Annotated in this window: 23 protein-coding genes; 14 read left to right on the top strand and 9 right to left on the bottom strand. The window is 39.5% G+C overall.

Features of this window, described 5'->3' with window-relative positions; translation table 11 throughout:
* The first annotated feature begins 200 nt into the window (after nucleotides 1-200).
* Together GJV03_RS18700 and GJV03_RS18695 are read left to right on the top strand one after the other, a co-directional pair.
* Nucleotides 201-1,547: an MFS transporter gene (locus GJV03_RS18700; RefSeq protein ID WP_154130807.1), complete on the top strand. Its 1,347-nt coding sequence runs from the start codon at nucleotides 201-203 to the stop codon at nucleotides 1,545-1,547.
* 32 nt (nucleotides 1,548-1,579) lie between these two features.
* Nucleotides 1,580-2,863, top strand: a complete 1,284-nt coding sequence (locus GJV03_RS18695) for an OprD family outer membrane porin (protein WP_154130806.1) — start codon at nucleotides 1,580-1,582, stop codon at nucleotides 2,861-2,863.
* A 200-nt stretch (nucleotides 2,864-3,063) separates the two neighbouring features.
* Here GJV03_RS18695 and GJV03_RS18690 read toward each other — a convergent pair whose 3' ends face one another.
* The 3 genes from GJV03_RS18690 to GJV03_RS18680 all read right to left on the bottom strand — a co-directional run bounded on the left by GJV03_RS18690 (nucleotide 3,064) and on the right by GJV03_RS18680 (nucleotide 5,620).
* Nucleotides 3,064-3,540, bottom strand: a complete 477-nt coding sequence (locus GJV03_RS18690; RefSeq protein WP_151957504.1) for a hypothetical protein — start codon at nucleotides 3,538-3,540, stop codon at nucleotides 3,064-3,066.
* Nucleotides 3,541-3,879: 339 nt separating this feature from the next.
* Complete coding sequence (locus GJV03_RS18685; RefSeq protein ID WP_154130805.1) at nucleotides 3,880-4,287, bottom strand: hypothetical protein; 408 nt, start codon at nucleotides 4,285-4,287, stop codon at nucleotides 3,880-3,882.
* Nucleotides 4,280-5,620 carry an MFS transporter gene (locus GJV03_RS18680; protein ID WP_154130804.1) on the bottom strand — a complete coding sequence of 447 codons (1,341 nt, stop codon included), beginning with the start codon at nucleotides 5,618-5,620 and terminating at the stop codon, nucleotides 4,280-4,282. Before GJV03_RS18680 ends, GJV03_RS18685 begins: the two co-directional genes overlap by 8 nt.
* A gap of 100 nt (nucleotides 5,621-5,720) precedes the next feature.
* On the opposite strand from GJV03_RS18680, the gene GJV03_RS18675 reads away from it, so the two are divergent.
* The 5 genes from GJV03_RS18675 to GJV03_RS18655 all read left to right on the top strand — a co-directional run bounded on the left by GJV03_RS18675 (nucleotide 5,721) and on the right by GJV03_RS18655 (nucleotide 10,712).
* On the top strand, nucleotides 5,721-6,614 hold the full coding sequence (locus GJV03_RS18675) for a LysR family transcriptional regulator (RefSeq protein ID WP_154130803.1): 894 nt from the start codon (nucleotides 5,721-5,723) through the stop codon (nucleotides 6,612-6,614).
* Between the two features lie 202 nt (nucleotides 6,615-6,816).
* Entirely contained in the window at nucleotides 6,817-7,497 is a 681-nt protein-coding gene (locus tag GJV03_RS18670) for a paraquat-inducible protein A (RefSeq protein ID WP_154130802.1), read from the top strand.
* Entirely contained in the window at nucleotides 7,494-8,300 is an 807-nt protein-coding gene (locus tag GJV03_RS18665) for a paraquat-inducible protein A (RefSeq protein WP_154130801.1), read from the top strand. Before GJV03_RS18670 ends, GJV03_RS18665 begins: the two co-directional genes overlap by 4 nt.
* An 11-nt stretch (nucleotides 8,301-8,311) precedes the next feature.
* On the top strand, nucleotides 8,312-9,979 hold the full coding sequence (locus GJV03_RS18660) for an MlaD family protein (protein WP_354666873.1): 1,668 nt from the start codon (nucleotides 8,312-8,314) through the stop codon (nucleotides 9,977-9,979).
* Entirely contained in the window at nucleotides 9,969-10,712 is a 744-nt protein-coding gene (locus tag GJV03_RS18655; RefSeq protein ID WP_154130799.1) for an ABC-type transport auxiliary lipoprotein family protein, read from the top strand. The genes GJV03_RS18660 and GJV03_RS18655 overlap by 11 nt, the downstream gene beginning before the upstream one ends.
* Before the next feature lie 107 nt (nucleotides 10,713-10,819).
* Here the strand turns inward: GJV03_RS18655 and GJV03_RS18650 are convergent, their stop codons facing one another.
* The 3 genes from GJV03_RS18650 to GJV03_RS18645 all read right to left on the bottom strand — a co-directional run bounded on the left by GJV03_RS18650 (nucleotide 10,820) and on the right by GJV03_RS18645 (nucleotide 14,759).
* Complete coding sequence (locus GJV03_RS18650) at nucleotides 10,820-13,048, bottom strand: phosphocholine-specific phospholipase C (protein ID WP_354666872.1); 2,229 nt, start codon at nucleotides 13,046-13,048, stop codon at nucleotides 10,820-10,822.
* Nucleotides 13,049-13,074: 26 nt separating this feature from the next.
* Nucleotides 13,075-13,221: a hypothetical protein gene (locus tag GJV03_RS21555; protein ID WP_166781954.1), complete on the bottom strand. Its 147-nt coding sequence runs from the start codon at nucleotides 13,219-13,221 to the stop codon at nucleotides 13,075-13,077.
* Between the two features lie 671 nt (nucleotides 13,222-13,892).
* Nucleotides 13,893-14,759 carry a DUF4344 domain-containing metallopeptidase gene (locus tag GJV03_RS18645; RefSeq protein ID WP_154130797.1) on the bottom strand — a complete coding sequence of 289 codons (867 nt, stop codon included), beginning with the start codon at nucleotides 14,757-14,759 and terminating at the stop codon, nucleotides 13,893-13,895.
* A gap of 384 nt (nucleotides 14,760-15,143) precedes the next feature.
* Between GJV03_RS18645 and GJV03_RS18640 the strand changes: the two genes are divergently transcribed.
* The 5 genes from GJV03_RS18640 (at nucleotide 15,144) to GJV03_RS18620 (ending at nucleotide 18,761) form a co-directional block, all read left to right on the top strand.
* Complete coding sequence (locus GJV03_RS18640; protein ID WP_154130796.1) at nucleotides 15,144-16,010, top strand: metal-dependent hydrolase; 867 nt, start codon at nucleotides 15,144-15,146, stop codon at nucleotides 16,008-16,010.
* A gap of 30 nt (nucleotides 16,011-16,040) precedes the next feature.
* Nucleotides 16,041-16,478 (top strand): PaaI family thioesterase, encoded by a 438-nt coding sequence (locus GJV03_RS18635; RefSeq protein WP_004717695.1) that lies wholly within the window; start codon nucleotides 16,041-16,043, stop codon nucleotides 16,476-16,478.
* 141 nt (nucleotides 16,479-16,619) lie between these two features.
* Nucleotides 16,620-17,300: a glutathione S-transferase family protein gene (locus GJV03_RS18630; RefSeq protein ID WP_105713477.1), complete on the top strand. Its 681-nt coding sequence runs from the start codon at nucleotides 16,620-16,622 to the stop codon at nucleotides 17,298-17,300.
* Nucleotides 17,297-18,070 carry an SDR family NAD(P)-dependent oxidoreductase gene (locus GJV03_RS18625; RefSeq protein ID WP_105713478.1) on the top strand — a complete coding sequence of 258 codons (774 nt, stop codon included), beginning with the start codon at nucleotides 17,297-17,299 and terminating at the stop codon, nucleotides 18,068-18,070. Before GJV03_RS18630 ends, GJV03_RS18625 begins: the two co-directional genes overlap by 4 nt.
* A gap of 1 nt (nucleotide 18,071) precedes the next feature.
* A complete protein-coding gene (locus tag GJV03_RS18620) occupies nucleotides 18,072-18,761 on the top strand; it encodes an oxidoreductase (RefSeq protein ID WP_154130795.1) in 690 nt (229 codons plus the stop codon).
* Between the two features lie 514 nt (nucleotides 18,762-19,275).
* On the opposite strand, the gene GJV03_RS18615 is transcribed toward GJV03_RS18620, so the two are convergent.
* A complete protein-coding gene (locus GJV03_RS18615) occupies nucleotides 19,276-20,172 on the bottom strand; it encodes a LysR family transcriptional regulator (protein WP_154130794.1) in 897 nt (298 codons plus the stop codon).
* Nucleotides 20,173-20,295: 123 nt separating this feature from the next.
* Here GJV03_RS18615 and GJV03_RS18610 point away from each other — a divergent pair, with 123 nt between their 5' ends.
* Nucleotides 20,296-21,048, top strand: a complete 753-nt coding sequence (locus GJV03_RS18610; protein ID WP_096734926.1) for an SDR family oxidoreductase — start codon at nucleotides 20,296-20,298, stop codon at nucleotides 21,046-21,048.
* Between the two features lie 124 nt (nucleotides 21,049-21,172).
* Here the strand turns inward: GJV03_RS18610 and GJV03_RS18605 are convergent, their stop codons facing one another.
* Entirely contained in the window at nucleotides 21,173-22,513 is a 1,341-nt protein-coding gene (locus GJV03_RS18605) for a D-serine ammonia-lyase (RefSeq protein ID WP_154130793.1), read from the bottom strand.
* Between the two features lie 17 nt (nucleotides 22,514-22,530).
* Complete coding sequence (gene dsdX / locus GJV03_RS18600) at nucleotides 22,531-23,868, bottom strand: D-serine transporter DsdX (RefSeq protein WP_154130792.1); 1,338 nt, start codon at nucleotides 23,866-23,868, stop codon at nucleotides 22,531-22,533.
* Between the two features lie 220 nt (nucleotides 23,869-24,088).
* On the opposite strand from dsdX, the gene dsdC reads away from it, so the two are divergent.
* Nucleotides 24,089-25,021, top strand: coding sequence for a DNA-binding transcriptional regulator DsdC (dsdC, locus tag GJV03_RS18595; RefSeq protein ID WP_004717679.1), 933 nt, complete (start codon nucleotides 24,089-24,091; stop codon nucleotides 25,019-25,021).
* Nucleotides 25,022-25,066 lie beyond the last annotated feature (45 nt).

Below are 25,066 nucleotides of genomic sequence, written 5' to 3'. Positions count from 1 at the left end.
ATAATGCTATTGATTTTTTGGATCCAATTAATCAAGATGAAATAGAGCAGGACGCTCCAAAAAAATATTCTTGTTCAAAAACGAGTTTTAAAAATTAAATTATTCCTCTAGGTAATTATGGATACGGATATGCATAACCACCCAACGACGCAGTTCAGTAATGTCGTGTGTATATCCTATCCAGATTGGGAGATACACAAATGGAAAGAGATGTGCTTGGTGAGATAAGTCAAAATAAGATGAGCCGCTATCAATGGTTTGTGATTTTGATTTGTGTTTTCCTCAATATTATTGATGGTTTTGATGTCATGGTTATGGCATTTACCGCACCTTCAGTTTCAGCGGATTGGTCGCTTTCTGGTGCTCAAATCGGTTTGTTATTAAGTGCTGGTCTATTTGGTATGGCTGCTGGTTCGATTTTTCTGGCACCACTTGCCGATAAAATGGGTCGCCGTTTACTGATCTTAATTTGTTTGGTGATCGCTGGAATCAGCATGCTGGCATGTGCTTTTGTCAATAGTCATAGCATGTTGGCAGTCCTTCGTTTTGTTACAGGGATTGGGGTTGGCGGTATTCTTGCCAGTAGCAATGTTTTGGCCAGTGAGTATGCTAATACGCGCTGGAGAAGTTTTGCGGTAAGTTTAATGTCTACAGGATATGGGATTGGTGCCACACTTGGTGGGATATTGTCACTGACACTGATTGAACATTTAGGCTGGCGCTCGATTTTCCTTGCAGGTGGGATCACAACCATTGCAATGCTGTTGGTGAGTATATGGTTATTGCCTGAGTCCCTAGATTATTTGTTGGCAAAAAGACCGCAACAAGCGTTAGCGCGAATGAACTCAGTGTTACAGCGTATGGGCTTAACTCATCTAGATGCCTTACCTGATTATGCAAAAAGTGATGCAAAGGGTGGCGGAGATTTTGCTAAATTATTTGGTGGGCAACAGGGCTTTCAAACATTGTGTCTATGGGGCGCTTTCTTTCTCGTAATGTTTGGCTTCTATTTTGTAATGAGTTGGACACCGAAAATTTTAATTTCAATGGGAATGTCATCTGAACAAGGGGTTACCACAGGTATTTTAATTAGTATTGGTGGGATCTTTGGTGCAGCAATTATTGGTTTGCTGGCATCCCGTATCAAAATCTTCTATGCCTTAAGTCTATTTTTAGGACTAACTGCCGCATGTGTGTTTTTATTCGTGGCTGTCTCGGCCCAAGTGAGCGTGGCATTGATTGTTGGCCTATTACTTGGAACGCTGATTAATGGCTGTATTGCTGGTTTATATTCTATTTCACCTACAATTTACGACGCCGATATTCGTAGCCGTGGCGTAGGCTATGCCATCGGTTTTGGACGTATTGGTGCCATTTTATCACCAACTATAGCAGGCGTTTTTTTAGATAAAGGTTTAGCGCCAGCCACGCTTTATGCATATTACGGGGTGGTATTTATTTTGGCAATTGTACTTATTTTAATGTTAGGTAATGCATTTTATCGACATAAAAATGAAGCAGCCTATACGCTTAAAACAACAACTTAATCCTCTAAAAATTAAATAGTTGAGATAAAGAAATGAAAAAAACATCCTTGTGGGTGTGGGTATACTTTTGCCCATTATTTAGTGCTCTGGCGCATGCCGATTTAGTGACAGACAGCAGTGCAGAGCTAACGCTTAGAAATTTTTACTTTGACCGAGACTATAAACAAGATCCATACCCTTATACTGCTGCGCGCGATTGGGCACAAGGTATTATCTTTAATGGTCAATCGGGCTATACCGATGGAACAGTTGGTTTTGGTGTTGATGTATTGGCAATGGCTGGATTTAACTTAATTGGAGATCGAGCCGATGACTACGTACGGAGTAACTTATTACCTGTAAATGCAGATAATTCACGAGATGATTATTATGGGAAAATAGGGCTGACGGCCAAAGCAAAATTTAAGAAAAATGAGCTTTTTGTGGGGGATTTGGTTCCACGATTGCCCACGATTTTTTCTTCACCTGCGCGTTTGTTCCCTCAAACTTATCGAGGTGCTCGGTTTGTTTCCAATGAAATTCCAAAGTTACAATTGGAAGGTTTTTATGTAGACCAAGTGCGACAGCGTGATTCGATTCATTATAGTGATGTCGGTACGGACAATATCAATCGCCGTTTTGATCGAGCCGCAACAACAGATTACTTCTATAGTTTTGGTGGCGCTTATCAACTCAATGATGCATATCGAATCCGTGCTTATCAGGCTGAATTGCACGATATCTACCAACAGCAATTCTTAGGTTTCAATGGTAAACAGCCTTTAAATGAACAGTTAACTTTTTTAAGCGATGTACGATTTTTCAATAGTGAGGAGGCAGGTAGACAAAAAATTGGTGATGTAGATAATCAGCATTTAAGTGGATTATTTGGTTTAAATTATCAAAACCATACCCTGTCTTTGGGTTATATGCAGGCCTTTGGTTCGACAGGTTTACCATTTTTATCGGGAACAGAAAGTCCAGTGGTGCTTGATTTTATGAGCTCTGATTATTCCAATAAAGACGAGAAAGTCTATTCACTGCGTTATGAATATGATTTTAAAAATGTAAAATTAGCTGATATTTCTCTCAATGGATTGCGTTTTATGACCCGCTATGCCAAAGGGCAAGATATTGATTTACTTAGTTATGGCGATAAACGATTTAAAGAAGAATCGATGGAGCTGGATTTAGCTTATAAAATCCCAGAAGGGAAGTTAAAAGGCTTAGGCATGCGAGCACGTTTTTCTCATTACCGAAATGATATGCCAACCAATATGGTCTTTCACTCAGCCAATGAAACTCGTTTAAATATAGATTATAGCTTTAAGTTCTAAGGGTTCTGTATTACTAAATGGTTCTTTGATATTTAAAGAACCGTTTTTTAATTTAGTGTAATGGTGAAGAGCATGGGTTTAAGTAAATTGTGATGAAAAGAATTTTTAATAAACCATCATCAAATAAATCAATGAACATTAAGGAAATGCAAGAAGATCTATTTGTTATAAAATTAGAGTATGGATTAAGTGCAATGTGATTAAGGGCATAGTCCATATTTTCGCTTCCCATTGCTGGGGATGCTCAGCTGCAAGAACTCCAAATGATCTCCGTCAAAAGCGACGGTCCAAACAACGCCATCTATATAGTAATTATCAATTTCAGGCATTCTACGTTTTGGTGTGCCAAGCTTCTTTACAATAGCTTCTCTACTGTCATTTGCTTTGAGCTCATAGGGGAGTGGGCCAGAATAAAGGCCGTTTTTCTTTTCATCGCCAAATAGTCGTATTTCAAGTTGGCTAAATATAAATGTTCCCTCACTTTTGGGTGTGATTCCGCTTGCCTCGGCATCAATATCAAAAGACATCGAAAGCCCTTGTCCTTGGATTGCAATAATGGTGTCCAATGCGCGACTGATTTTTGGTCGGTTGTTTACATCATGCTGAGTCAAGAAGTCGTTAAATTCTGCATAGACACTGCTATGACCCAGAAATTTTATCAGTTCTAATACATTCATTTTTGGTCTTTATAAATCCAACGATTTTAAACTTTCCACAATATAATAATATATGAAGCTGGGTTTATTGGTGGATTGCTCAATCAATGTGATGAGCTCATTTTAATTCATGGGATTTTTTTATTTAAGGTTGAAATTTATCAGGTCGTATTTGTTGATTTTTCCAATGCTTATTGTGTCTATTTTTTTCCATTATTTTATTCTCTTATGCTGAGGATAATTGGGACTTTACATCACTATAAGATAAAGCCACTTACTTTGCACTTAATTCAGCTAGGTAGATCGATGAATAATATAAGACTGCTGAATTTTATTAGCAGTCTTTAGAGCATGTAGTATCTAACTCGATGAGGCTAAATTGACCAATGTTTCATGTAAATAAACCCAATAACATTGACCTGATTCAACTTTGATACAAGCCGTCGATATCCGTAATGTATCAGGTTCATGGCTTTGTTGATGTTCTTGATATTGAATCCAGCAGTGGTTGTCTGCTTCAAATAAAGCACGCGTATTCAAGATTTTAATTTTTAACGCAGGTTTATTACCTACATTTTGATTAAACAAGGCATTTATTTCGGGTAAACCAATGACATTGCCTTGCGTCGTAATCATTTTAAAATTTGGATCAAAACTGGCTAAGAGTTGATTTAGACTTTCTTTTGCATTTTGACCTGTAAATACGTTTTCGATCAAAATATGTAAATCGATGACATGTTTTAATGCATTGTCCATAGGATTAGACATGGGTTTTCTCCTTGAAAATGGAAATTAATGATAAGAGGCACAGTACAGCTGCAAGCAAAAAAGTTTGCTGATAACGTATTAAGTCATTTGCAGCAGGCAATAGACTAAAGATTGAAATAAGGACAACTGTACCTAAACTAAAAGCGACTTGTCGATTTATGTTCCACAGCACACTGCCTTGTAATAAGTCTTGGCCGTTAAAATCGATGAGGGCACTGATTTGGGCAGTATTGGCACTTAGACCACCACCCATTCCCATCAGTAGATAAGCAACAATTAAGGTACTTAAATCATTGGCATTTGAAACCCAGAACAGCAGTGAAATTCCTAAACTATGTAGCGTAATACCGATTATAAAGAGCTGCTTTTTACCGAGATGGCGATAGAGAAGTCCACCACTGGTCATCGTTACCAATGCGCCTACTGCATAGAGCAGCATAAATAAGCCAGTCTGTTTTGCATTAAACCCAAGGTTACGTTGTAAATTAAAGATATTCAGTAAATTCACACCAGTAAAAATACCGGGTACTGCGTAATAAACGATAAATGCATTGCGTAAATTATAATTTTTTAACAATTGCAAATTAAGAATCGGATGAGCAGATCCTTTCGCGTATTTGAGATAAATCAGAAGCATTGTGACGGAAAGCAGAAAGCTACTGATCGCGAGTACAACACTATGGTAATCGTTAAATAATGAGAAAGAGAGTAACAAACACAACAGGCTGACATTGACCATAAACAGTCCTAAAAAGTCAGGTTTCCCGGACGTTTTAGCTTTATTTTCTTTGATCCATCGCCATGCTAAAAAAGCAGTGATCACGGTAAAGGGGATATTGGCGAAAAATACCCAACGCCAAGATAAAGCATCAATAATCATGCCGCCAATCGTTGGTGAAAAGGCTGGTGCAATTAATGCAATTGCCATGATCATTGTGGAGATACGTTGCCGTTCATGGTTTGGAAACAGTGCAAATACCAATGCTTGACCGACAGGGATTAATAATCCACCAGCCACACCCTGAACAAATCTCCAAAAAATTAAACTATGGATTGATTCACTCATGCCAATCAACCAAACGCTGACGGAAAAAAGCAGCATTGAATAACACAGCAATTTCCGATCACCCAATACGCTTGCTAACCATAAGCTCATGGGCATGATTAAAACCAAACCCAAAATATAAGCATTGCTTACCCATGCAACCATCGATGGGCTGACTGAGAAAGCTGTTGCTATATCGGGTAAGGCAATTGCTGACATGAAAATATTGATGCAATCAATAAAGAACCCAAGTAAAAACACTGTTGCTATTTTATAGCGATATGACATAGCGACCTCCAAGATGCAGGAGGGTACGATTCAGGCCTTTTATTGTCGATGCATGCGAAGTAAAATCATTGTTTAATAATTTCAAACAATCAGTGTGATTATGCAAAAAAACCTAAAACAGATTATAAGTTTTTTGCAAGTGGTTGATTCAGGATCATTTACCAAGGCAGCGGAGATTTTGGGGTTAAGTCGATCGATGGTGAGTATTGATATCAAGCATTTAGAACAGCATTTAAATGTGAGTTTGCTGATTCGTAATACGCGTAATATCGCACTGACTGAAATAGGCAAAAGCTTTTATGAGGATTTCAAACACATTCAATTGCAAATCGAAGAAGCTTTTGAGCGCAGTCAAAACTTAGCCACAAGTATCACAGGTATATTGCGTTTTTCATCGACCAATGAATTTGGACGGAAATTCATCTTACCTTTGCTGGGTGAGTTTTGCCGCCAATATCCTCAATTACAGCTACAATATTCATTTAATTCTTCCTTAGATGATTTAGTCACTGAAAAATTAGATTTGGTCATTCGGTTGGGAAACTTAAAAGACTCATCCATGCGGACACGAAAAATTGCTGAATATCCGATTTATTTGGTTGCCAGCCCTGAATTTTTAAAACGTTATCCAATCAATAGTATTGCTGATTTAGCACAGGTTCCTTGGATTGGTCATCGCTTATTGAATTGGCAGGATGCGCAATATGTTTTACAAAATGATCAAGGTGAAAAACATACATTGCCTTTTGTTAGAAGTCAGTATGAATCTAATTCGGCAGAAGCGATACACCAGATGACACTTGCTTCATTGGGTGTTGCGATATCGCCAGCTTGGTTGGTCGATGAAGATATTCAGCAAAATCGTTTAACTCGGGTGTTAGCTGATTTTGATTTACCTGTGCAAAATGTACAATTGCTCTATCCGAATACGGGAACATTACCTGCAAAAACTCGTGTCTTTATCGATTTTTTGGTGCAACGACTGTGTCTTTAATCATGTCAAAATAGGCGCTTGCTATTGCGTATAGATAAAATGCATGGTCAATTGTTAGACTAGATTTCGCCAGATCAATTGTTTATATAAAACCAACAGGATATCATCAAAAAATATCACAACTCATCTGTATACATCTCAGTAAAATATAGCAAGATGAGCTTCGGTCTAAAAAGAATTTATAAAATGGTGTTGATGTTCTATGCGTGAGCCGTCCTCCTTTTCGCCAGTTTCTGTGCCCTTGAATCAGCAAGCATTGATTCAAAATGGTGATATTGAACCGCAAACACTGGTTGCCTGTGAGGAATGTGACACGCTCTATCATCGAATTCAGCTGACCCAAGGTGAGCGTGCTTATTGTCTCTGTTGTGGTGCTGAGCTTTATCGGCAAAGCAAACCATTTAGTGTCTTACTGGCAATGGTAACAACAGCGCTGATCGTATTTGTGATTGCCAATAGTTTCCCGATTGTTAAGGTGGAATTGCAGGGTAATGATTCCCAGACAACATTACTGGGTGCTGCATGGGCAATGTTTCATGCAGGGCAAGGGCCCGTAGGTGTGCTGATTCTTATCACGACTTTCGTGGTGCCTCTATTGGATTTATTGCTGCTGTTCTATGTCCTTTCATCAGTTCATTTTTTTAAAGTTCGGCCACGTTATTTAGTTGCAGCATTTCGTACCCTGTTTTTATTTAGAACATGGGGAATGGTTGAAGTATTTTTGATCGGGGTATTGGTTACCTTGGTTAAACTGGTCGGTATGGTTGTGGTGATTCCGGGCGTTGCATTATGGGGATTCTCCATACTGAGTGTGTTGCTGGTTTATATTGCCTCAGTAAAAGTCAAAGATCTTTGGGATGAGATCGACAGGAGACTCTCATGAAAACTGAACAGTCTCAGGCTAATTTTTCAAAATACTCAGCGAATACAGACAATAAAAATTCGTTGCAATACCCAAGAGCCAAAGATTTGTCTTTGGTGCTTTGTCATTGCTGTGGAACGCTCAATAAACAGCTTCCAGAGGCTGAAACAAAACATGCTTCACATTGCTTGAAATGTCATAGTGTGCTGCATCAACGTAAACCAAAGAGCTTAGACAGAACCCTTGCTTTGGTGATTGCGGCGAGTATTTTATATATTCCAGCCAATGTACTTCCGATGACTGTCACAGATTCTTTGTTAGGCAGTCAGCAAGATACGATCATGAGTGGTGTGATCTATTTTTGGCAGAATGGGGATTATTTGGTTTCTGCTGTTATTTTTATGGCCAGTATTTTTATTCCCATGTTAAAACTTTTAATTCTGTGTTTTCTGTTGATTGCAGTAAAAATGCAGTCTTCTAAACGATTGCACTTTTCACCTGAGCATTGCTCAATGCTTTATCGGATTGTTGAGTTTATCGGTCGATGGTCGATGATTGATGTTTTTGTGGTGGCTTTATTGACCGCCTTGATTCAGATTCAATCACTGGCAACTATTCTCGCTGGGCCGGGCGCGGTTGCTTTTGGTGCAGTGGTGGTTTTAACCATGTTTGCTTCACTGAGTTTTGACCCGCGTATTATTTGGGATAATTATTCTGCTGCCCAGAATACGCACAACAAGAACGGGCTTTCCCTGCAAGGCTCAGATGTGATTCACGTGGATCATCCTCCCTTGAATCATGATTTATCCAATTCCAGTCAATAAAACAATGATGGGTGTGTATGTCTGAAAATAAAACCAATAACCAAAGCTCAGATCATCAGGATCCTCATGCTGTAGATGAAACGCAGCAGATTTTGCCTGAACCTGAGAAAAATAAAGGACGCTGGCGACCATCGTTGATCTGGCTGATTCCGTTTATTGCCTTGCTTATAGGTCTGTCGTTGGCAGTCAAAGCGGTATTAGATACTGGCCCGACCATTAATGTTGCTTTTAGAACGGCTGAAGGGCTGGTTGCAGGTAAGACGACTGTTCGTTTTAAACAAGTGGATATCGGTCTTGTTCGCCAAATTGATCTTGCCGATGATCATTCACATGTCATTGCCAAAATTGAACTGCGTAAGGATGCCAGTAATTTTGCTGCAAAAGACTCACGCTTCTGGGTGGTTCGCCCACGCATTGGTGCTAGTGGTGTCTCCGGAATTGATACCTTATTGTCAGGTGCTTATATTGAGGTTGATGGCGGTAAGGCAGAACAAAAACAGGATGAGTTCACTGGCTTAGAAGTTCCTCCAGTCATCTCATCAGATGTACCGGGTAAAATCTTTTTCCTCAAAGCCAATAACCTAGGCTCACTGGATATCGGTTCTCCTATTTATTATCGTCAGATCAATGTGGGTCAAATCACGGCTTATCAGTTGGCCAAAGATGGTAAGAGTGTTGAGTTACAGACCTTTATTCAAGCACCTTATGATAAGTTTGTGACCACAGATGCGCGTTTTTGGCAGGCCAGTGGTGTCGATGTCAGCTTAAGTGCATCAGGATTTAAGCTAGATACCCAGTCTCTGGTGAGTATTATCGCTGGCGGGATTGCTTTCGGTTATCCTGAGAATTCTCATGCTGCTGTTGCTTCGGATCAAAGTCGTTTTAATTTATGGGATTCTCGTACTGAAGCTTTGAAAGAACCAGATGGCAATCCACACCGTATCATTATGTATTTTGATCAGTCTTTACGTGGCTTGTCGGCAGGTGCACCGATTGACTTTATGGGGATTGAAATTGGTAATATTCAGTCGATTAATGCGGAGTTTGATGCAAATTATACTCAGATTCGGATGCGGGCTGAGGGGGTCATTTATCCATCTCGTTTAGCCAATGGCAAAGAACTTGATCCTGATGGTGTTATTTTTAAACGCTTTATCGAAAGAGGCTGGCGTGCTCAGATGCGCACCGGAAATCTACTGACAGGGCAGAACTATATCGCCTTTGATCTATTCCCTAAAGCAAAACCAGCAAACTTAATCATCAGATCAAATGGTGTGATTGAGGTTCCAACCACACCAACCGAGTTGAAGGGATTACAAGCACAAGTATCGCAAATTGCGGATAAACTGAATAAATTCCCATTGGTGGAAATTGGGCAGGATGTACGTAAAACCCTCAATAATATGAATTCAGCGATTAGCTCTACAGATAAATTGGTGAAACAGTTGGATGGCAAAGTTGCGCCAGGACTACAGGCGACTTTGGATGATGTACGTAAAACCATGCGCTCTACTGAAACCATTCTATCCAGTGATGCGCCAATGCAACAGGATGTACGCCGTGCTTTACAGCAAATGACACGTGCTGCCGCATCTTTACAGCTAATGGCTGACTATATTGAACAACACCCAGAATCACTCATTCGTGGGAAAACGCCTGAGGTTAAGAATGCTAAATAAAAAAAATAGCTCACATTTTCTGTCCTATTTGCCGCAGTCTAGTCGAGCAGGTTGTGCTCTGTTATTGGCCGTTGTGGGTTTAACGGGCTGTTCCAGTTCGCCTACACCAAACTACTATAGCTTGACGCCAACGGTTAAACCGTTGGTGAGTTCAAATGTACGGGTGATTGAAGTACTGCCAGTGGGATTACCCGACCGTTTAAACAGGGCCCCCTTAGTCTTACAGGACAGCAGTGGTAAATCTAATGTATTGGATAATGAACGCTGGACGTCCACGTTGGGGGCAGAGTTACGTGATGGTTTGTCCGCGGGTTTGCAACAGAAATTAGGTGCTGTCGATCGTTACAGCAGTGGTATGACGGGTGGTAAAGTCTCTTACCGTATTGCAACCGACTTTTCTCGCTTTGATATTATCGAACACTCCAACACACGTTCGTTAATGGGTTCGATGAATCGGGATATTGAGGTGGCAGTTGCTTGGATTATTAAACGTGATGATCCAGCCAGACCCTTAAATCAGCCAACAGGTGTACAAAATGCAGTGTTGCCTAACCGACAACTCAGTTGTCGAATGGCATTTACCGATGCAGTTGGTGCAGATGGCGATAAAATTGTTGATATAGTCAGTGTTTCACGACAGTCATTGAGTAAGGTTGTCGAAGCGATTGCCGCTTCTGTTGTTGCGACAGAAGCCAATAAAGCTGTGGTGATGGAAGGAGTGACGTGTTCCTAAGCAAGCACTATAAAAAAGCACCCCAGTTTTAAATAAAGCTGGGATGCTGTCAAATTTGATTCATTGTTAATAATCTAAAAACTTGAATATTCAAAATTCTTTAAATATTAAACCATCGCTGGATCACTGACAGAATCTGCACCTGTTTCAACGCGTCCTGCAAAGCGTCGATAAAACTTAGTGTCTTGAGTACAGGTTACGGCAAAATCATACCATTGCCATGTATCTTTCAGTTCCCAATGTCGCGTTGATGTTTGACCTGCTTTTACAGTGATTTTTAACGCTGCATCACTACGATAGACGACTGGGCTAATGACCAATTCAACATCTTTTGTGCCCATGTTGGTCAGGTCTAAATAAACATTACCATTGGCAATATCATAACACACTCGAATTTCAGGATTGATTTGCAGGCTTTGATTACGATTCAAATCACCTTTGAAATGGCGATGAAAACCATTTGGTCCCATTACCCAAAGATCGTATAAGCCTTGATTATCCTTTTTCACATTCCAAACATCATCCAGTGTTTTACCCGCTTCTACAATGTAACGACGTGGGACACGGCTGAGATTTAATTTATCATAGACATGAAAAACTGCGCCTTGAGTCCCTGTATTCGAGAACAAGAGTTTAACTGTTCCATCATTTTGACAACGTGCACTGGTATGTAATTCATAAGGCAATGCTTTAGATGGGCGAATACCACTGGCTTGAATTGGAAGTTGTAAATTGGTTGGAATCGGAACATTTGGTAATTTCTGCTGAGCTGAACGAAGTTGATCTGCTTGCTCACGGGTTTGTTTACCATTTAATTCTGGCAATACATCTTCATTTGGGGTTTTAAAGTTAAATGCTGAGGTTAAATCACCACAAATCGCACGACGATAAGGGCTGATATTTGTTTCTTTTACCCCAAAGCGTTGTTCTAAAAACATTAATACAGACGTATGATCAAACACTTGAGAGTTAACCACTCCCCCACGACTCCATGGTGAAATTACAAAGAGTGGTACCCGTGGGCCCGGTCCATAAACACCATTGTCTTTTTTAGGCTGGCTGCTGCTGCCTAGTGGCGCGTCATGTAGATAATATTCATGCTGCATATCAGCTTGGCTGAGTGTGGATTTACCTGCATAAGTATTGTCTGCTTGTAAGGTCGGTGCAGATGGAGAAGGAACATGGTCAAAATAACCATCATTTTCATCAAAATTGATCAAGAAAACGGTTTTACTCCAAACCTCTGGCACTGCTGTTAAAGCATCTAAGATTTCTTGAATAAACCAAGAACCTTGTACTGGGCTTGATGGACCTGGATGTTCACAATAGATAGAAGGTGCATTGATCCAAGACACTTGGGGGAGTTTGCCTGTTTTGATATCATTTTTAAAAGCATCTAAAAACTCTTCGGGTTTATTGCCGGGCAGGGTGTTTGCGATACCTTTATACAGTGGATTTTTAGCATTATCGGTTGTGGCATCATAAGCTTTATAAGGCAATGGTTGCGCTGCTTTATTGTATGGGCTATTCGGCGCACCACCACTTGAAACTGGATAGCCTGAAGCAATATTGGCTTTTTTAAAGGTACGGAATGCACCGAGCATGTTATCGCCCCATTCATCCGGCATGTTTTGATAGCAAATCCAGTTAACACCTGCTTCTTCTAAACGTTCAGCATAGGTTTTCCATGTGTAGCCGACATCAACGTTTTGGGGATCACCATCAATCCAGTCCCATTCATTATTCACAAATGCGGTACTGGTCGGTACTGCGCCATTGGTGCCCGTTAAATGAAATGAACGATTGGCATCTGTACCTGTGTGCATTGAACAGTGATATGCATCGCAAATGGTAAAAGCATTGGCTAAAGCAAACTGATAAGGGATTTCCTGCTCTTTAAAATAACCCATTGCATAATCAGTTTTATGGGTTGGCCAGTTTGACATACGGCCGTTGTCCCAAGCTTTTTGGCTATCCACCCAAGTATGGTTTGTACCGGGTGCACGTTGTGCATTATTACTTGATCCATCTAAATGAAAAGGCGTTAATAAGGCACCGTTACTTCGTTGTTGTTGCCATACAGTACGATCATTTTGCAAAGGAATGGTTAAGCGGTCGGCAAAACCACGAACGCCTTTTAATGTACCAAAATAATGGTCAAATGAGCGGTTTTCCTGCATCAGGATAACCACATGTTCGACATCCTGAATGGTTCCTGTTTTATTATTTGCAGGAATAGCCAATGCCTTTTGAATGCTGGCTGGAAATGTAGATAAGGCAGCAGCACCAAAACTTGTTTTAAGTGTATTTGCTAAAAATTGACGACGATTAATCACAATATTTCCCTTTGGTATTTTTATGTTTATGGTGCACAACGCATTAATGGTTTTTTAGATCCATCAGGCTGTGTAGTGGCCTGATCATCATTTGAATCATTACAAGCGGTGAGTGCCAGTAAAATGGGGAAAATATAAATGTACGATAACCATCGTTTCGGTTTTTTTAACATGTGCTTCGTCCATAATAAAGATGCCCACACATTAGACAGCGCTTGTGACAGCAAGGTGTCATCTTTATGACAAATCATTGACATGGCAATAGCGCTAGAAATCGAGGCAAAAATCCAGATAAAAGTAGAAAATAAAACTGGAGAGAATTTAAGCGGTTTTGATGTAGAGATTAGGTGTGACGTTTAACTTTAATTTGAATTGTTGCTGAGATCTAAGATATCAAATAGGGTCTGTTGACAATTCGTCTAAGTTTGCGACTACGTGTGTTTTTTAGGCGATACTAGGCGCGAAATACGAAATTTAGTCATTCTAAATGATGAGAAACATCGTTTCGCAAGGTAACAACGTAGCGGCAAAAAACACGCTAGTCCCGAAGGGTTGTGGCTAAAATTATCTCAGTCTGCGTTATGAAACTCGAAAATAGTCTCGCTATTCTCTTCGTTTCATGCCTTGCCTGCTCAATTTTAACCTACAACGCAAGCCATTTATGAAATGTCAACAGACCCTAAGCATTTTGCTTTTAAAAGATTAATTTTATTAGTCATATTTTTATAGGATGAATGATCAGGCAACGTGTGAAAATGCGAAGAGTCAGAACAGCATTTAAATTTATAGCTGAGCATGCAGGATATTGCAGGAATGAATGGTTCCTGCATTTATTGACGGCCGTTTATTTTAAATGTTTTTTAAGCAAAGCATCCCATCTTTGAACCAATGCTGAATATTCAGTTTTACAGCCCAGTGCTCTGCTTTTGGGTAAGTATTTTTCTTTGACCAGATACGCATATTTTTGCGAGTCAGACCCATAAACATAACATAAGAAATTTTCTGCTCTTACCCATTCAGGTGAGTGCCCCTCTGGTGTAAGTTTTCTTGAAACGGCTGGCCCTTGTTGCTCTAACCCATAAGAGTCTGAAATAGAAATTAAATAATCTTTATCTTCATCATAAGTTGTTAGGATATAAGCAGCGACTTGATCAGCATAATCCTCTTCGAATTTATAGGGGATATCCAATGCAAGTGTATCTATCAAGGCATGGCCTGCCTCATGATACAAAGTACCAAGTGCGCTTTGAAACAGCTCATCTTCAAGTTCGGTACCTTTAGCACCTGCTTGAGAAAATAGCTCTCTTTGTTCTTCGCCTAATTCATAACACATCTCTATTGTGGAAGTATCAGCATCATAGAATGCATTCACTTCACCACATTCTTTGGCAATCACCTTGATATCCTGCGGTATATTGATATAACTGTTCATATATTCCGCAAAGTCTTCTAATAAATAATTCGAGCGCCAGAATTTTTCTTCGATCTTGGTTTGGGCATTTCTAGCGGGTTGGTAAATCGCAATAAATTTTCCTGTTTGATCTTTAGCCGCATGCTTTTTATGCTGATTTGATGATGAGGGAGTCTGTTTCTGTTGATTGATTTCAGATTGATTATTTGCGGAATCAGCGCCAGTCCCACAACCGACTATGCTAATAAGTACTAAACTGATCAAACAACTTTTTAAAGTAAGAGGGATGTTTTTGTTCATATGTTTTCTCAAAACACAAATAGGAAGAATTATTTATATGCGAATGCAAGTACTGAAAAAGCTGATTGTCTACATACATTTTGGATCATCAGTAAAGTTCTAAGATTGTTTGAAATAGATAAAATTCATGTAATTAAATCATTCATTTCAAGGTGTTCAGCCCTTAACTTATTACTTTATTATTTCATCATCATGTTATTTTGACAGCTTGGTTTTATCTTTTGTCTTTACAGTTTGTCTTTATAGGAATGATACTGTCATTTAAGGACAACCTGAAGCTTTAGCATATTCAGACCATTGACAAGATCAGCATGGATGATTATTTTAACTCAATGAGTTCTTTTTTGGAACTTGTTATTTTAAGATAAATTCTTGAGGTGAACCATGTCTATATCAGCGGTGAAAGAAAAATCAAAGCAAAAAACACCTGCATCATTTCCAGTACGTCGCATGGATTATCAATTTCAGGATATGCCCAAGTATTGGTGTAATGATGAACCAACCTTTACCCATTACTTCACAGGTCTATCGACACTTTTTCCTGAAGGTGAATCGTACTTTGTCCGTTCAGTGCGCGCTTTACGTGAAAAAATTAAAAACAACCCACAATTAGATCGTGATATTGGTGCCTTTATTGGACAAGAAGCCATGCACTCTAAAGAACATCATGCTTTTCATGTCAGTGCACAACAATATGGTTTAGATCCTGAATCCTTAGAAAAAGTCACAGGGATCATATTAAAAGCGGTAGAACGTACTTTTCCTAAAAAATGGAATCTCTTGGTGACTGTGGGTCTGGAACATTACACCGCCGTGTTGGTGGTGGAGATGATGAAAAATGTCAATGAATTAATGACTGATACTACTATTCGTAATTTATGGTTATGGCACAGCGTTGAAGAAACCGAACATAAGGCTGTGGCTTATGACATGTATGAATACTTATATGGCAAGGGCTTAGATGCCTACATTCCTCGCGTGGCGATTTTTACATTTAGTCTTGTGCTGATCACACTATTTTCTAATGTATATCAAGTGGTGTTGATGTCGAGAGACAAACAATTATTAAACCTTAAGTCTTGGACTAAGTTTGCTGGGTTTACAGTGCAAGCCTATCGTAAGCTGGTACCACAATTTTTCTCTTATTATCAGTTTGATTTTCATCCGAATGATACTGATGAATCCGAAATTGTCGCGCAAACTAAAGTAAAAATTGGTTTATCCCCTGAGCAATCAAGCTTTATCCAATAAATATTTTATTTATCAAAATAGGAAATAGTGATGAATCCACTCAATATGACTGGCCTAGAAATTATGCAAGCATTCCAAAAAGGACTGGTGCCAGCGCCTGGTATTGCAAAAACCATGGGGATGGAGGAAGTCGGAGACGTTGAATATGGTCGCATTGTATTTATGGCCATTGCGGATGAACGTCATAGCAATCCATTGGGTGGAGTACATGGTGGTTTTGCCGCAACGATATTGGATTCAGTGACAGGTTGTGCCACACATACCGTCTTGGCTGCAGGTGAGGGCTATGGAACCACTGATCTTGCGATAAAAATGTGCCGTCCGATGCCGTTTAATAAAAAGTTAATTGCTGAAGGTAAAGTCATCAACGTAGGGAAAAACTTAGTCATTTCAGAAGGCTATCTTCGAGATGAAGAAGGAAAATTGTATGCACATGCAACAGCAACCAATATGATCATCCGTCGTTGAAAGATTCTATTTCTGCATTATGGTTTTGGACTAGAATTTTTGGATCAGGGCTTTAAATCAGAGCTTTGAAGTATTAAGTGCTGATCCTGTGATGTAGCTCATCGAATGTCAATCGACCCAAAGTTAAGCTGAGAATATAAAATGAATTCAGTTGTATTACATCAATGGGAAATCTCTCCTTTTTGCCAAAAAGTTGCCAGAATGTTGCAATTTAAAGGGATCGCTTATAAGACTGTGGATTATAACGGTGTACTGGGTGCAAAAGTGCCAATGCTCAGTAAAGCAGGCAAGGTTCCTGTTCTAGATATTGATGGTCAACGTATTCAGGACAGTACTCGTATTGCACGTTATCTTGATGATGCTTACCCAGACTTACCACGTTTATATCCTGAAGATCCTTTACAAAAGGCCTATGTTGAGCTTTGGGAAGATTGGTCAGACGAGTTGTTATATTTCTATGAGGTGCACTTTCGTGTCAGTGATGCTGATGCCTTAGATCATGCGGTTGAAATGAGTGCAAAAGGTCGCCCCAAACATGAAATATATCTGTTAAAACCCTTGCTCAAAGCAACATTAAACCTGCAACTTAAAATGCAAGGTACAGGTCGTATGGCTAAGCAGGATATTGAAGCGGAATTTACTCGTCATTTAGAGCGTATCGAATTGGTGTTGGCGCAAACAGGATGGCTGGTTGGCGAGGTTAAAACACTGGCTGATATTGCAGTAGGTTCGCAGCTTTTAGAGATTGTCCGCACCAGTAAAATTTGGGGCGCTAAAATTAAAGCTTATCCTTCTATTGCTCAATGGTTAGACTTGCTATGAATACGCAGAATGCAACATCTCAAAATATAGCAACACTTCCATGTGTGGTTGTTATGGGCGTAGGTGCTGAACAAGGAATTGGAGCAGCAGTTTGTCGTCGTTTTGCTCAAGAAAAATTAAAAGTACATGTTGTGGGGCGTACTTTAGCGAAAGTGCAAGCCGTGGCTGATTCGATCAATGCGCAGGGTGGACATGCCGTAGCACATGCTTTGGATGCTGAAAATGAACAACAAGTACAGGCTTTTTTTGCGGAGAGGAATGCGCAAAAGGAGCATCTCGTCGCTGTTATTCATAATGTGGGGGGCAATATTCCCTCAATTTTTTTAAAGACCTCTCTTCAGTTTTTTACTCAAATGTGGCGTTCTACTTTTTTATCGGCTTTTTTAGTGTCGCAACAAGCCTTAAAAATCTTTGAACAACAGCAATATGGCACACTGATTTTTACCGGGGCAAGTGCATCTCTTCGTGGTAAACCTTTTTTTGCGGCATTTACCATGGGCAAATCCGCATTACGTAATTATGCGATGCATCTCGCCCAGATGTATAAGCCTCAAAACATCCATGTTGCACATATTATTGTTGATGGCATGGTCGATGGTGATCGTGTCAATAAGGCGGTATTTGGTTTAGGACGCTTACTGAGACTTACACGAGGCACAGGTGGTTTAAATATCCAAGCGATTGCTGAAAATTATTGGATGCTTTATCAACAAAAGCGTGATTTATGGACCCATGAGCTGGATTTACGTCCTTATCAGGAGAAATTCTAATATGTACAATTTAATTCCTCCATTGCTGAGAAAAAAATCCAAACTACAGGGCTGTATCGTTGTAATTGGCAATGAAACTCACTCGCTCAGCCAGCTTTTTGTGGATCAAGCACACAACAGCACAATGCCTGTATATCAAGTTCAGCATGATCCTACGCAAACTAATCTAAAGATTGAGCAACAAGATTCAGGTCTAAAGCGGGTTCGTTTGAATCTGATCAATCCGACTGCTTTAAAAAATTTAGTTGGCTATATTCAACGAACAGGGCATTCAATTGAACTGTGTATTTTCCAAGCTGATTTTTCAAAATCATTGTCGAATTCCGATGCTTCAGCCCAACAGATCGAACATCTTTGGCAAAACACTGGTTTGGCTGCGGTAAATATTGCCCAAGCGATCATTCGACAGATGCTGATAAAGTCACAAGGAACTTTGATCTTTCTAGGAACACAGCCCAACCTGATTGCTGAAAATAGTGGCTTAACTCAGAGTATGTTTGCCAGTATTCGGGCATTGGCACAATCTTTGGCAAGAGAGTTTCATCCTAAAGGTATCCATATCACTTATTGTATGTTGGAAAGTTGGGATAGTCAGAATGTTGTCCTGATGGATTCGGTTAAAAATATGTGTTGGCATCTTTATCAACAACCTGATTCAACTTGGAGTCAGGAATTGAGTGTTGGTGTATAAGCCTTAGATTTAGAAAATGTTAAGCGTACGAATACAAATTAAGATGAGTCAATATGATCTATTTATGGTTAGTCTTTATGGTCAACCTGTCAAAAACTCATACACAAGAATATTATTTGATTTAATTAATATTTTTAATTAAATCAAATAGATGGGTAGGTAAATTATTTGATTATAAAAAGCTTACAATGCCACACCTTACATTCAAAGTTTAAATAGCTTTGCGTAGGCGATGCCTCACTTTTCAGAGATGAAAAGATGACAAAAATCTTCTGTTTGGCGAGGGGTACGTCCTGTACCCCCGCCCAACGGCGACATCCATGTCGCCCTGCGGTAGAATAACCATCTAGGATTCAAAAGTACAAAAAACAAATTGATAACCAATTGTGTATAAAATTTTATTCAAAAACATAAGTTCTATTTATGATCAATGACTTGATATAAATCAATTAGATGAATTAAGTAGGGGGGATTATATAGACAGAAGTCTTGATAATTTTTTTAATTTTATACCTTAGAGCAATCGATTATCCTGAAACAATCGCACAATCCATTCGATAAAAACTTTTTGTCGTGGTGAAACCAGTGTTTTTGATGGATAAAGTAAAGAAATAGGCAGGGATGGAACAGGATAGTCAGTTAAAATTTGACAAAGTGTGCCTTGCTCTAGCTCAGATAAATAACCATAACGTGGTGCTTGGATGATGCCAAAATGCTGTTTGGCTGCTGCTGCATAGGTATTTGCACCATTGACTTGAATCTTTAACGGCAATTCAAAAAACTGTGTTTTCTTGCCTGTCACAAACTCAAGCGGCAGTGGCTTTTGTCGAGCAGAAGAATAAAATCCGACCATAAAATGTGATTTCAGATCGTCTAAGCGTTGTGGTGTGCCATATTTTTCTAAGTATTTTGGACTGGCTAAAGTCACTTGTTGAATATCGCCCAGATGCCTGACAATTAACTCACTGTTATTGAGCTGACCTATACGAATGACACAATCAATGCCTTCTTTTATCAGATCTACATAACGGTCGCTTTCGGTGAGTTGCAACTGTATCTGTGGAAACTCAGTTAAAAAATCATCTAATTTTGGCAGAATAAAATGCGCAGCAAAAATACCATGAACTGCGATTTTTAAAGGCCCTTGAGGTTTTGCATCAAGAAAATCATGATCAGACTCATTGATATAACCCAAGATATATTTGCAGCGCTCATAATAAATATGACCTTCATCGGTTACTTTTACCTGACGAGTGGTACGCAACAATAAGCGCGTATTGAGTTGGAATTCTAATTGTTTAATTGCATCGGTCAGGGTTGAACGTGGCAAATTTAAGATCTGTGCTGCTTTGGTAAAACTTTGTTGTTCAACCACATTGACGAAAGCAGACATTGCATTGAGTTTATCCATACGCCATTCCAATTGTTCGATTTATTCGGATAAAGATGTCAGGTTTAACTAGATTATCTGGTTTTATCTGAACAGTATCATAGAAGCGATTAGAGGTATATTTTATTCCATGAGGTCATTACGATGCATACAACAGATCATACACAGCAAGAAAAAGTGATTTTAATTACAGGCGCTTCTCGCGGAATTGGTGCATTTACTGCCAGCTTATTGGCACAGCAAGGCCATAAGATCATTATCAATTATGCCAGTAACGATAAAGAGGCGGAGCATGTCTTGAGCAGTATTCAAGCGTTAGGCGGAACAGCGAGTCTATTTAAAGCCAACATCAGCCATTCTAATGAAGTGACTGCATTATTTGATTATGCAATTCAAACCTATGGTCGATTGGATGTGCTGATCAACAATGCAGGGATTTTGAAATTAAGTAAGATTGAACAATTAGACGATGAAAGTATTGATCAAGTTTTAGCAATTAATATTAAAGGCCCTTTATATACCATGCGTGAAGCTGCTAAGCGACTGCAAAAGGGCGGTAAAATTATTAATTTATCCAGCAGTGTGGTGGGGATGAAACTCGAAACTTATGGTGTTTATACTGCATCAAAAGCTGCTATTGAATCCTTAACAGCTATTTTAGCCAAAGAGTTAAGAGGAAAAAATATTACGGTAAACGCAATTGCACCTGGGCCTACGGCAACTGAACTTTTTCTTGAAGGCAAAAGTGATGAATTGATTGCTCAGTTAAGCAAAGCTGCACCTTTAGAGCGTTTAGGCACTGTAGAAGATATTGCCGCAGTGTTGGATTTCGCCGTAAATGAAGCGAGTAATTGGGTCAATGCCCAAGTCCTTCGAGTCAATGGTGGGATCGTTTAATTCCAGATAGAAAATCCTGACTCAAGTCTTTAATTGGGGGCGATAGAGAATAATCACTTTATTTATCTGCTATCGCCCCAGATTCTGATGAGATCAAGGTCTGTGAGAATCAAGGCTATACAAATTATTTTTTATAGGCTTTCGCTTGGGTTAAATATTTTTCCATTTCTTCATCTGGAACCATTCCTCCTCCAGTCCCCCAGACAATATGATTAGCATTTTCCAATTGCTGTTGGCTAAAGTGATGTAGCGCGGCATAGTCTCGATGTTGATTGGTCAAAATTGGTCCAAGCATACCCGCCAACGCAGAAGGTTCTAATTTAAGCTGTTCTGCATCATTGAGCATGCCCAAGAGTACATACATGGTTTCATCCGTTAATGTATAAAAACCGTCTAATAACCTTTGCATGGCTCGACCAACAAAGCCAGATGCTCGCCCAACAGCGAGGCCATCAGCAGCGGTGATATTGTCTATACCCAGATCTTGAACTGAAATTTCATCATGTAAACCTGTTGCAACACCGAGTAACATACAAGGTGAATGGGTCGGCTCGGCAAAAATACAATGTACATGATCACCAAAGGCCATTTTTAAGCCAAATGCAACGCCACCGGGGCCTCCGCCAACACCACAAGGTAAATAAACAAATAAAGGATGTTGTTGATCAACCAAAATATTTTTTTGTTCTAATTGTTGTTTTAAACGCTGCCCAGCAACTGCATAACCTAAGAATAAGGTTTGTGAGTTTTCATCATCGATAAAAAAGCAGTTTGGATTTTCTAATGCTGCCTTTCTGCCTTGTTCTACGGCAACACCATAATCTTCAGCATATTCAACTACTGTGACATTGTGCGCACGTAACTTATCTTTCTTCCATTGACGCGCATCTGCTGACATATGCACAGTCACATCAAAGCCTAATTTTGCACTCATGATACCAATAGAAAGGCCTAAATTGCCTGTAGAACCGACCGCAATACTGTATTGACTAAAAAACTGTTTAAACTCTGGACTATCCAGTTTTGCATAATCATCCTCAATGTTTAAACGTTGTGCTTGAATCGCAAGTTTTTCAGCATGACAAAGCACTTCATAGATGCCACCACGCGCTTTAATTGATCCCGAGATTGGAAGATGGCTGTCTTTTTTAAGCCATAATTGACCATGGATCGATTGTCCAAAATACTGTTCCAACTGTTGCTGCATTTGAGGAATCGCTGCCAGTTCGGATTCTATAATACCTTGAGATGCCGCTGTTTCTGGAAAGGCTTTCATCAAATAGGGTGCAAAGCGTGTCAAACGTGCACTGGCATCATCAATATCTTTTTGGTCCAACCCGACATAGGGCAGCCCTTCTACCAGTGAGGTAAAATTGGGATTAAACCACGCCACTTCTTTGAGTGCGATAAGGTCTTTAACAATTGGATATTGGGCAATCAGCTGATTAATCTGTTGAGCGTTCATAAAATACTCCTAAAGGCTTAAATAAAATGAGAAAGCAGGAAGGTGCAGCCCAATGCGGTGAGGGAGGCAAGGAAAGTTGCAGAGGTATAGTATTTAAAGGTTTCGTTTAATGTAGCACCACAGTATTGTTTGACTAACCAAAATAGAGAGTCTGTCACAATGGTAAAACCGATGGCACCTGAACCAATCGCAATCGCCATGATTTCAGGACTAATATCCGGATAGAGCGGTAACATTGGCGCAACGATTGCAGTTGCACCCATCATTGCAACAGTGGCAGAGCCTACAGCTGCATGTAAAATCAGCGCAACCAACCAAGCAAGTAAAATTGGATGCATATGCAAGTGGGAAAGCGTAACAGCCATTGAGTCAGCTAAACCACTGGCTTTTAAAATACTGTTAAATGCACCACCAGCCCCAATGATAAATAAGATGTTGGCAATTGCAGAAAATGAGTCTTCTGTGGCTTTTAATAAGCTTCCCATCTGCATATTACGACGTAGACCAAGGGTGTAGTAGGCAACAAATACCGCAATAAACATGGCGGTGATCGGATTGCCGATAAAGCCTAAAATGTGTGAAAGCTGAGTGGATGTATGACTATTTAATTCAGCCACTGTTTTGATTAACATTAACCCGATTGGAAGAAATACCGTAAATAAGGTGATTTTTAAAGAGGGTAAGCTATGTTCTTCTTTTAAGGTAAGCTTTGAAAATTCGACAGGTACGGGTTTAAACGGTAAACGTTGACCAACTAATTTTAAAAACAGTGGGCCACCAACCAGTGCAGCGGCTAAACCCACCATTAAGCCAAAAATAATCACGGTACCGACATCAGCCCCTAGTTTATTGGTGACATAAAGTGCGGCAGGGTGTGGCGGTACCACACAATGTACAGCCATTAATGCTGTGCATAATGGAATAGCCAATTTAAACAAAGAGGTTTTGGTATGCTGCGCTATAGAAAAAGCCAAGGGAATTAATAAAACCACACCAACTTCTACAAATAAAGTGATGCCACAAAATAGCCCAATCAACACCATGACCACATCACTGGATATCCAGTGACACCGTTGCAAAGACAGGGCGATACGTTCAGCAGCGCCAGAGATTTCCATCATTTTGCCGAGAATGGTACCCAATGCAATGACTGTAGCAAGGAAACCCAAGGTGCTTCCAATCCCATTTTCAATTGCATTGACCATATCCAGTAATGGCATTTTCATTGCCACACCAACAAAGAAGCTTGCCAGAAGCAAAGCTAAAAAGGGATGCAGTTTAAATTTTAAAATAGTGAAAATTATTAACCCGATACTGGTTAATAATATACCGACATCCACGAAATTGGTTTCCATACCATATATCTCTGTGACAAAAGTTGTTCTTTGTCTATTGAAGTTAAACCAGAGAAATCCGTCAAACGATGATATTTGATCTAGGGGTTAAAATAATTCACTTGAAAAATAAATCCTAAATAAATTTTGATTTTTAAATGATTTATACGTTATTTATATGGGCATAGGACAGCAAGAAGCATGTGATCAATCATTTTGTTTCAGCAAAAAGGAAAAATGCATGACCAACGCACATAAAAATCTAACTGGTTTTCAGCTCTCAAAACTGTATACATTTGAAGTTGCGGCAAGACATGAGTCTTTTGCACTTGCCGCTGAAGAACTGTCTTTAACCCCAAGTGCGGTAAGTCACCAAATTAATTTGTTAGAAAAAGAACTTAATATCAAACTGTTTTTACGTTTGCATCGTAAAGTAAAGTTAACCACGGAGGGACAGCGGATTTTAGCTGCTTTACAATTTTCATTAGACTCGTTAAATGTTGAAATTAAGGCACTGCAAAATCAGCAACTTGTCGGCTCACTCACGATTTATGCAAGACCATCGATTGCTCAGTGTTGGTTAGTGCCCCAATTGCCTGATTTCATCCAACGCTATCCATTGATTCAACTTTCAGTTTTAACGGGCAATGAGGATGTAAATTTTCAACGTAGCGGAATTGATATTGCGCTTTATTTTGACAATCAACCGTCTTTTCAGTTGAATTATCAGTATTTAATGGACGAATATATTATCCCCGTATGTAGTCCTGCATATGCTGAAAAATTTAACCTCTACGATCATCTAGACAACTTAAAAAACTGTACATTGCTGCATGACTGCCAAGCATGGAGTAACGGCACAGGCGCAGATGAATGGAACAGTTGGACGCAGCATTTTAATGTAAATATGGATCATTCTTCAGAGATGAGTTTTGACCGATCTGATCTGGCTTTAATTGCTGCTAAAAATCACTTGGGTATTACCATGGGACGTAAAAAACTAGTAGAAAAAGACTTGGAAAGTGGTGAGCTGGTAATGCCATTTAAAAACATGTATTTAAAATGTGATCAGCACTACTATATTACATCATTGAAAAATAATGAATTACCTAAAGTTAAAGCATTTAGTGACTGGATAAAAGCACGAGCAAACTCAGAAATAGGGCATCAGTGAAAAATCCTCAACCCTAGAAAAATCCGCAAGCCTTGAATAAAAAAT

The organism is Acinetobacter sp. RIT698, assembly GCF_009668065.1.
Lineage (GTDB): Bacteria > Pseudomonadota > Gammaproteobacteria > Pseudomonadales > Moraxellaceae > Acinetobacter > Acinetobacter guillouiae.
The sequence above is the reverse complement of the archived record's forward strand: the minus strand, read 5'-3'. Positions and strand labels throughout refer to the sequence as shown.

Excerpts from the sequence above, each read along its gene's own strand:
- GJV03_RS18700 (WP_154130807.1), top strand. The coding sequence starts at position 201 with ATGGAAAGAGATGTGCTTGGTGAGATAAGTCAAAATAAGATGAGCCGC.
- GJV03_RS18695 (WP_154130806.1), top strand. The coding sequence starts at position 1,580 with ATGAAAAAAACATCCTTGTGGGTGTGGGTATACTTTTGCCCATTATTT.
- GJV03_RS18690 (WP_151957504.1), bottom strand. The coding sequence starts at position 3,540 with ATGAATGTATTAGAACTGATAAAATTTCTGGGTCATAGCAGTGTCTAT.
- GJV03_RS18685 (WP_154130805.1), bottom strand. The coding sequence starts at position 4,287 with ATGTCTAATCCTATGGACAATGCATTAAAACATGTCATCGATTTACAT.
- GJV03_RS18680 (WP_154130804.1), bottom strand. The coding sequence starts at position 5,620 with ATGTCATATCGCTATAAAATAGCAACAGTGTTTTTACTTGGGTTCTTT.
- GJV03_RS18675 (WP_154130803.1), top strand. The coding sequence starts at position 5,721 with ATGCAAAAAAACCTAAAACAGATTATAAGTTTTTTGCAAGTGGTTGAT.
- GJV03_RS18670 (WP_154130802.1), top strand. The coding sequence starts at position 6,817 with ATGCGTGAGCCGTCCTCCTTTTCGCCAGTTTCTGTGCCCTTGAATCAG.
- GJV03_RS18665 (WP_154130801.1), top strand. The coding sequence starts at position 7,494 with ATGAAAACTGAACAGTCTCAGGCTAATTTTTCAAAATACTCAGCGAAT.
- GJV03_RS18655 (WP_154130799.1), top strand. The coding sequence starts at position 9,969 with ATGCTAAATAAAAAAAATAGCTCACATTTTCTGTCCTATTTGCCGCAG.
- GJV03_RS21555 (WP_166781954.1), bottom strand. The coding sequence starts at position 13,221 with ATGTTAAAAAAACCGAAACGATGGTTATCGTACATTTATATTTTCCCC.
- GJV03_RS18645 (WP_154130797.1), bottom strand. The coding sequence starts at position 14,759 with ATGAACAAAAACATCCCTCTTACTTTAAAAAGTTGTTTGATCAGTTTA.
- GJV03_RS18640 (WP_154130796.1), top strand. The coding sequence starts at position 15,144 with ATGTCTATATCAGCGGTGAAAGAAAAATCAAAGCAAAAAACACCTGCA.
- GJV03_RS18635 (WP_004717695.1), top strand. The coding sequence starts at position 16,041 with ATGAATCCACTCAATATGACTGGCCTAGAAATTATGCAAGCATTCCAA.
- GJV03_RS18630 (WP_105713477.1), top strand. The coding sequence starts at position 16,620 with ATGAATTCAGTTGTATTACATCAATGGGAAATCTCTCCTTTTTGCCAA.
- GJV03_RS18625 (WP_105713478.1), top strand. The coding sequence starts at position 17,297 with ATGAATACGCAGAATGCAACATCTCAAAATATAGCAACACTTCCATGT.
- GJV03_RS18620 (WP_154130795.1), top strand. The coding sequence starts at position 18,072 with ATGTACAATTTAATTCCTCCATTGCTGAGAAAAAAATCCAAACTACAG.
- GJV03_RS18615 (WP_154130794.1), bottom strand. The coding sequence starts at position 20,172 with ATGGATAAACTCAATGCAATGTCTGCTTTCGTCAATGTGGTTGAACAA.
- GJV03_RS18610 (WP_096734926.1), top strand. The coding sequence starts at position 20,296 with ATGCATACAACAGATCATACACAGCAAGAAAAAGTGATTTTAATTACA.
- GJV03_RS18605 (WP_154130793.1), bottom strand. The coding sequence starts at position 22,513 with ATGAACGCTCAACAGATTAATCAGCTGATTGCCCAATATCCAATTGTT.
- dsdX (WP_154130792.1), bottom strand. The coding sequence starts at position 23,868 with ATGGAAACCAATTTCGTGGATGTCGGTATATTATTAACCAGTATCGGG.
- dsdC (WP_004717679.1), top strand. The coding sequence starts at position 24,089 with ATGACCAACGCACATAAAAATCTAACTGGTTTTCAGCTCTCAAAACTG.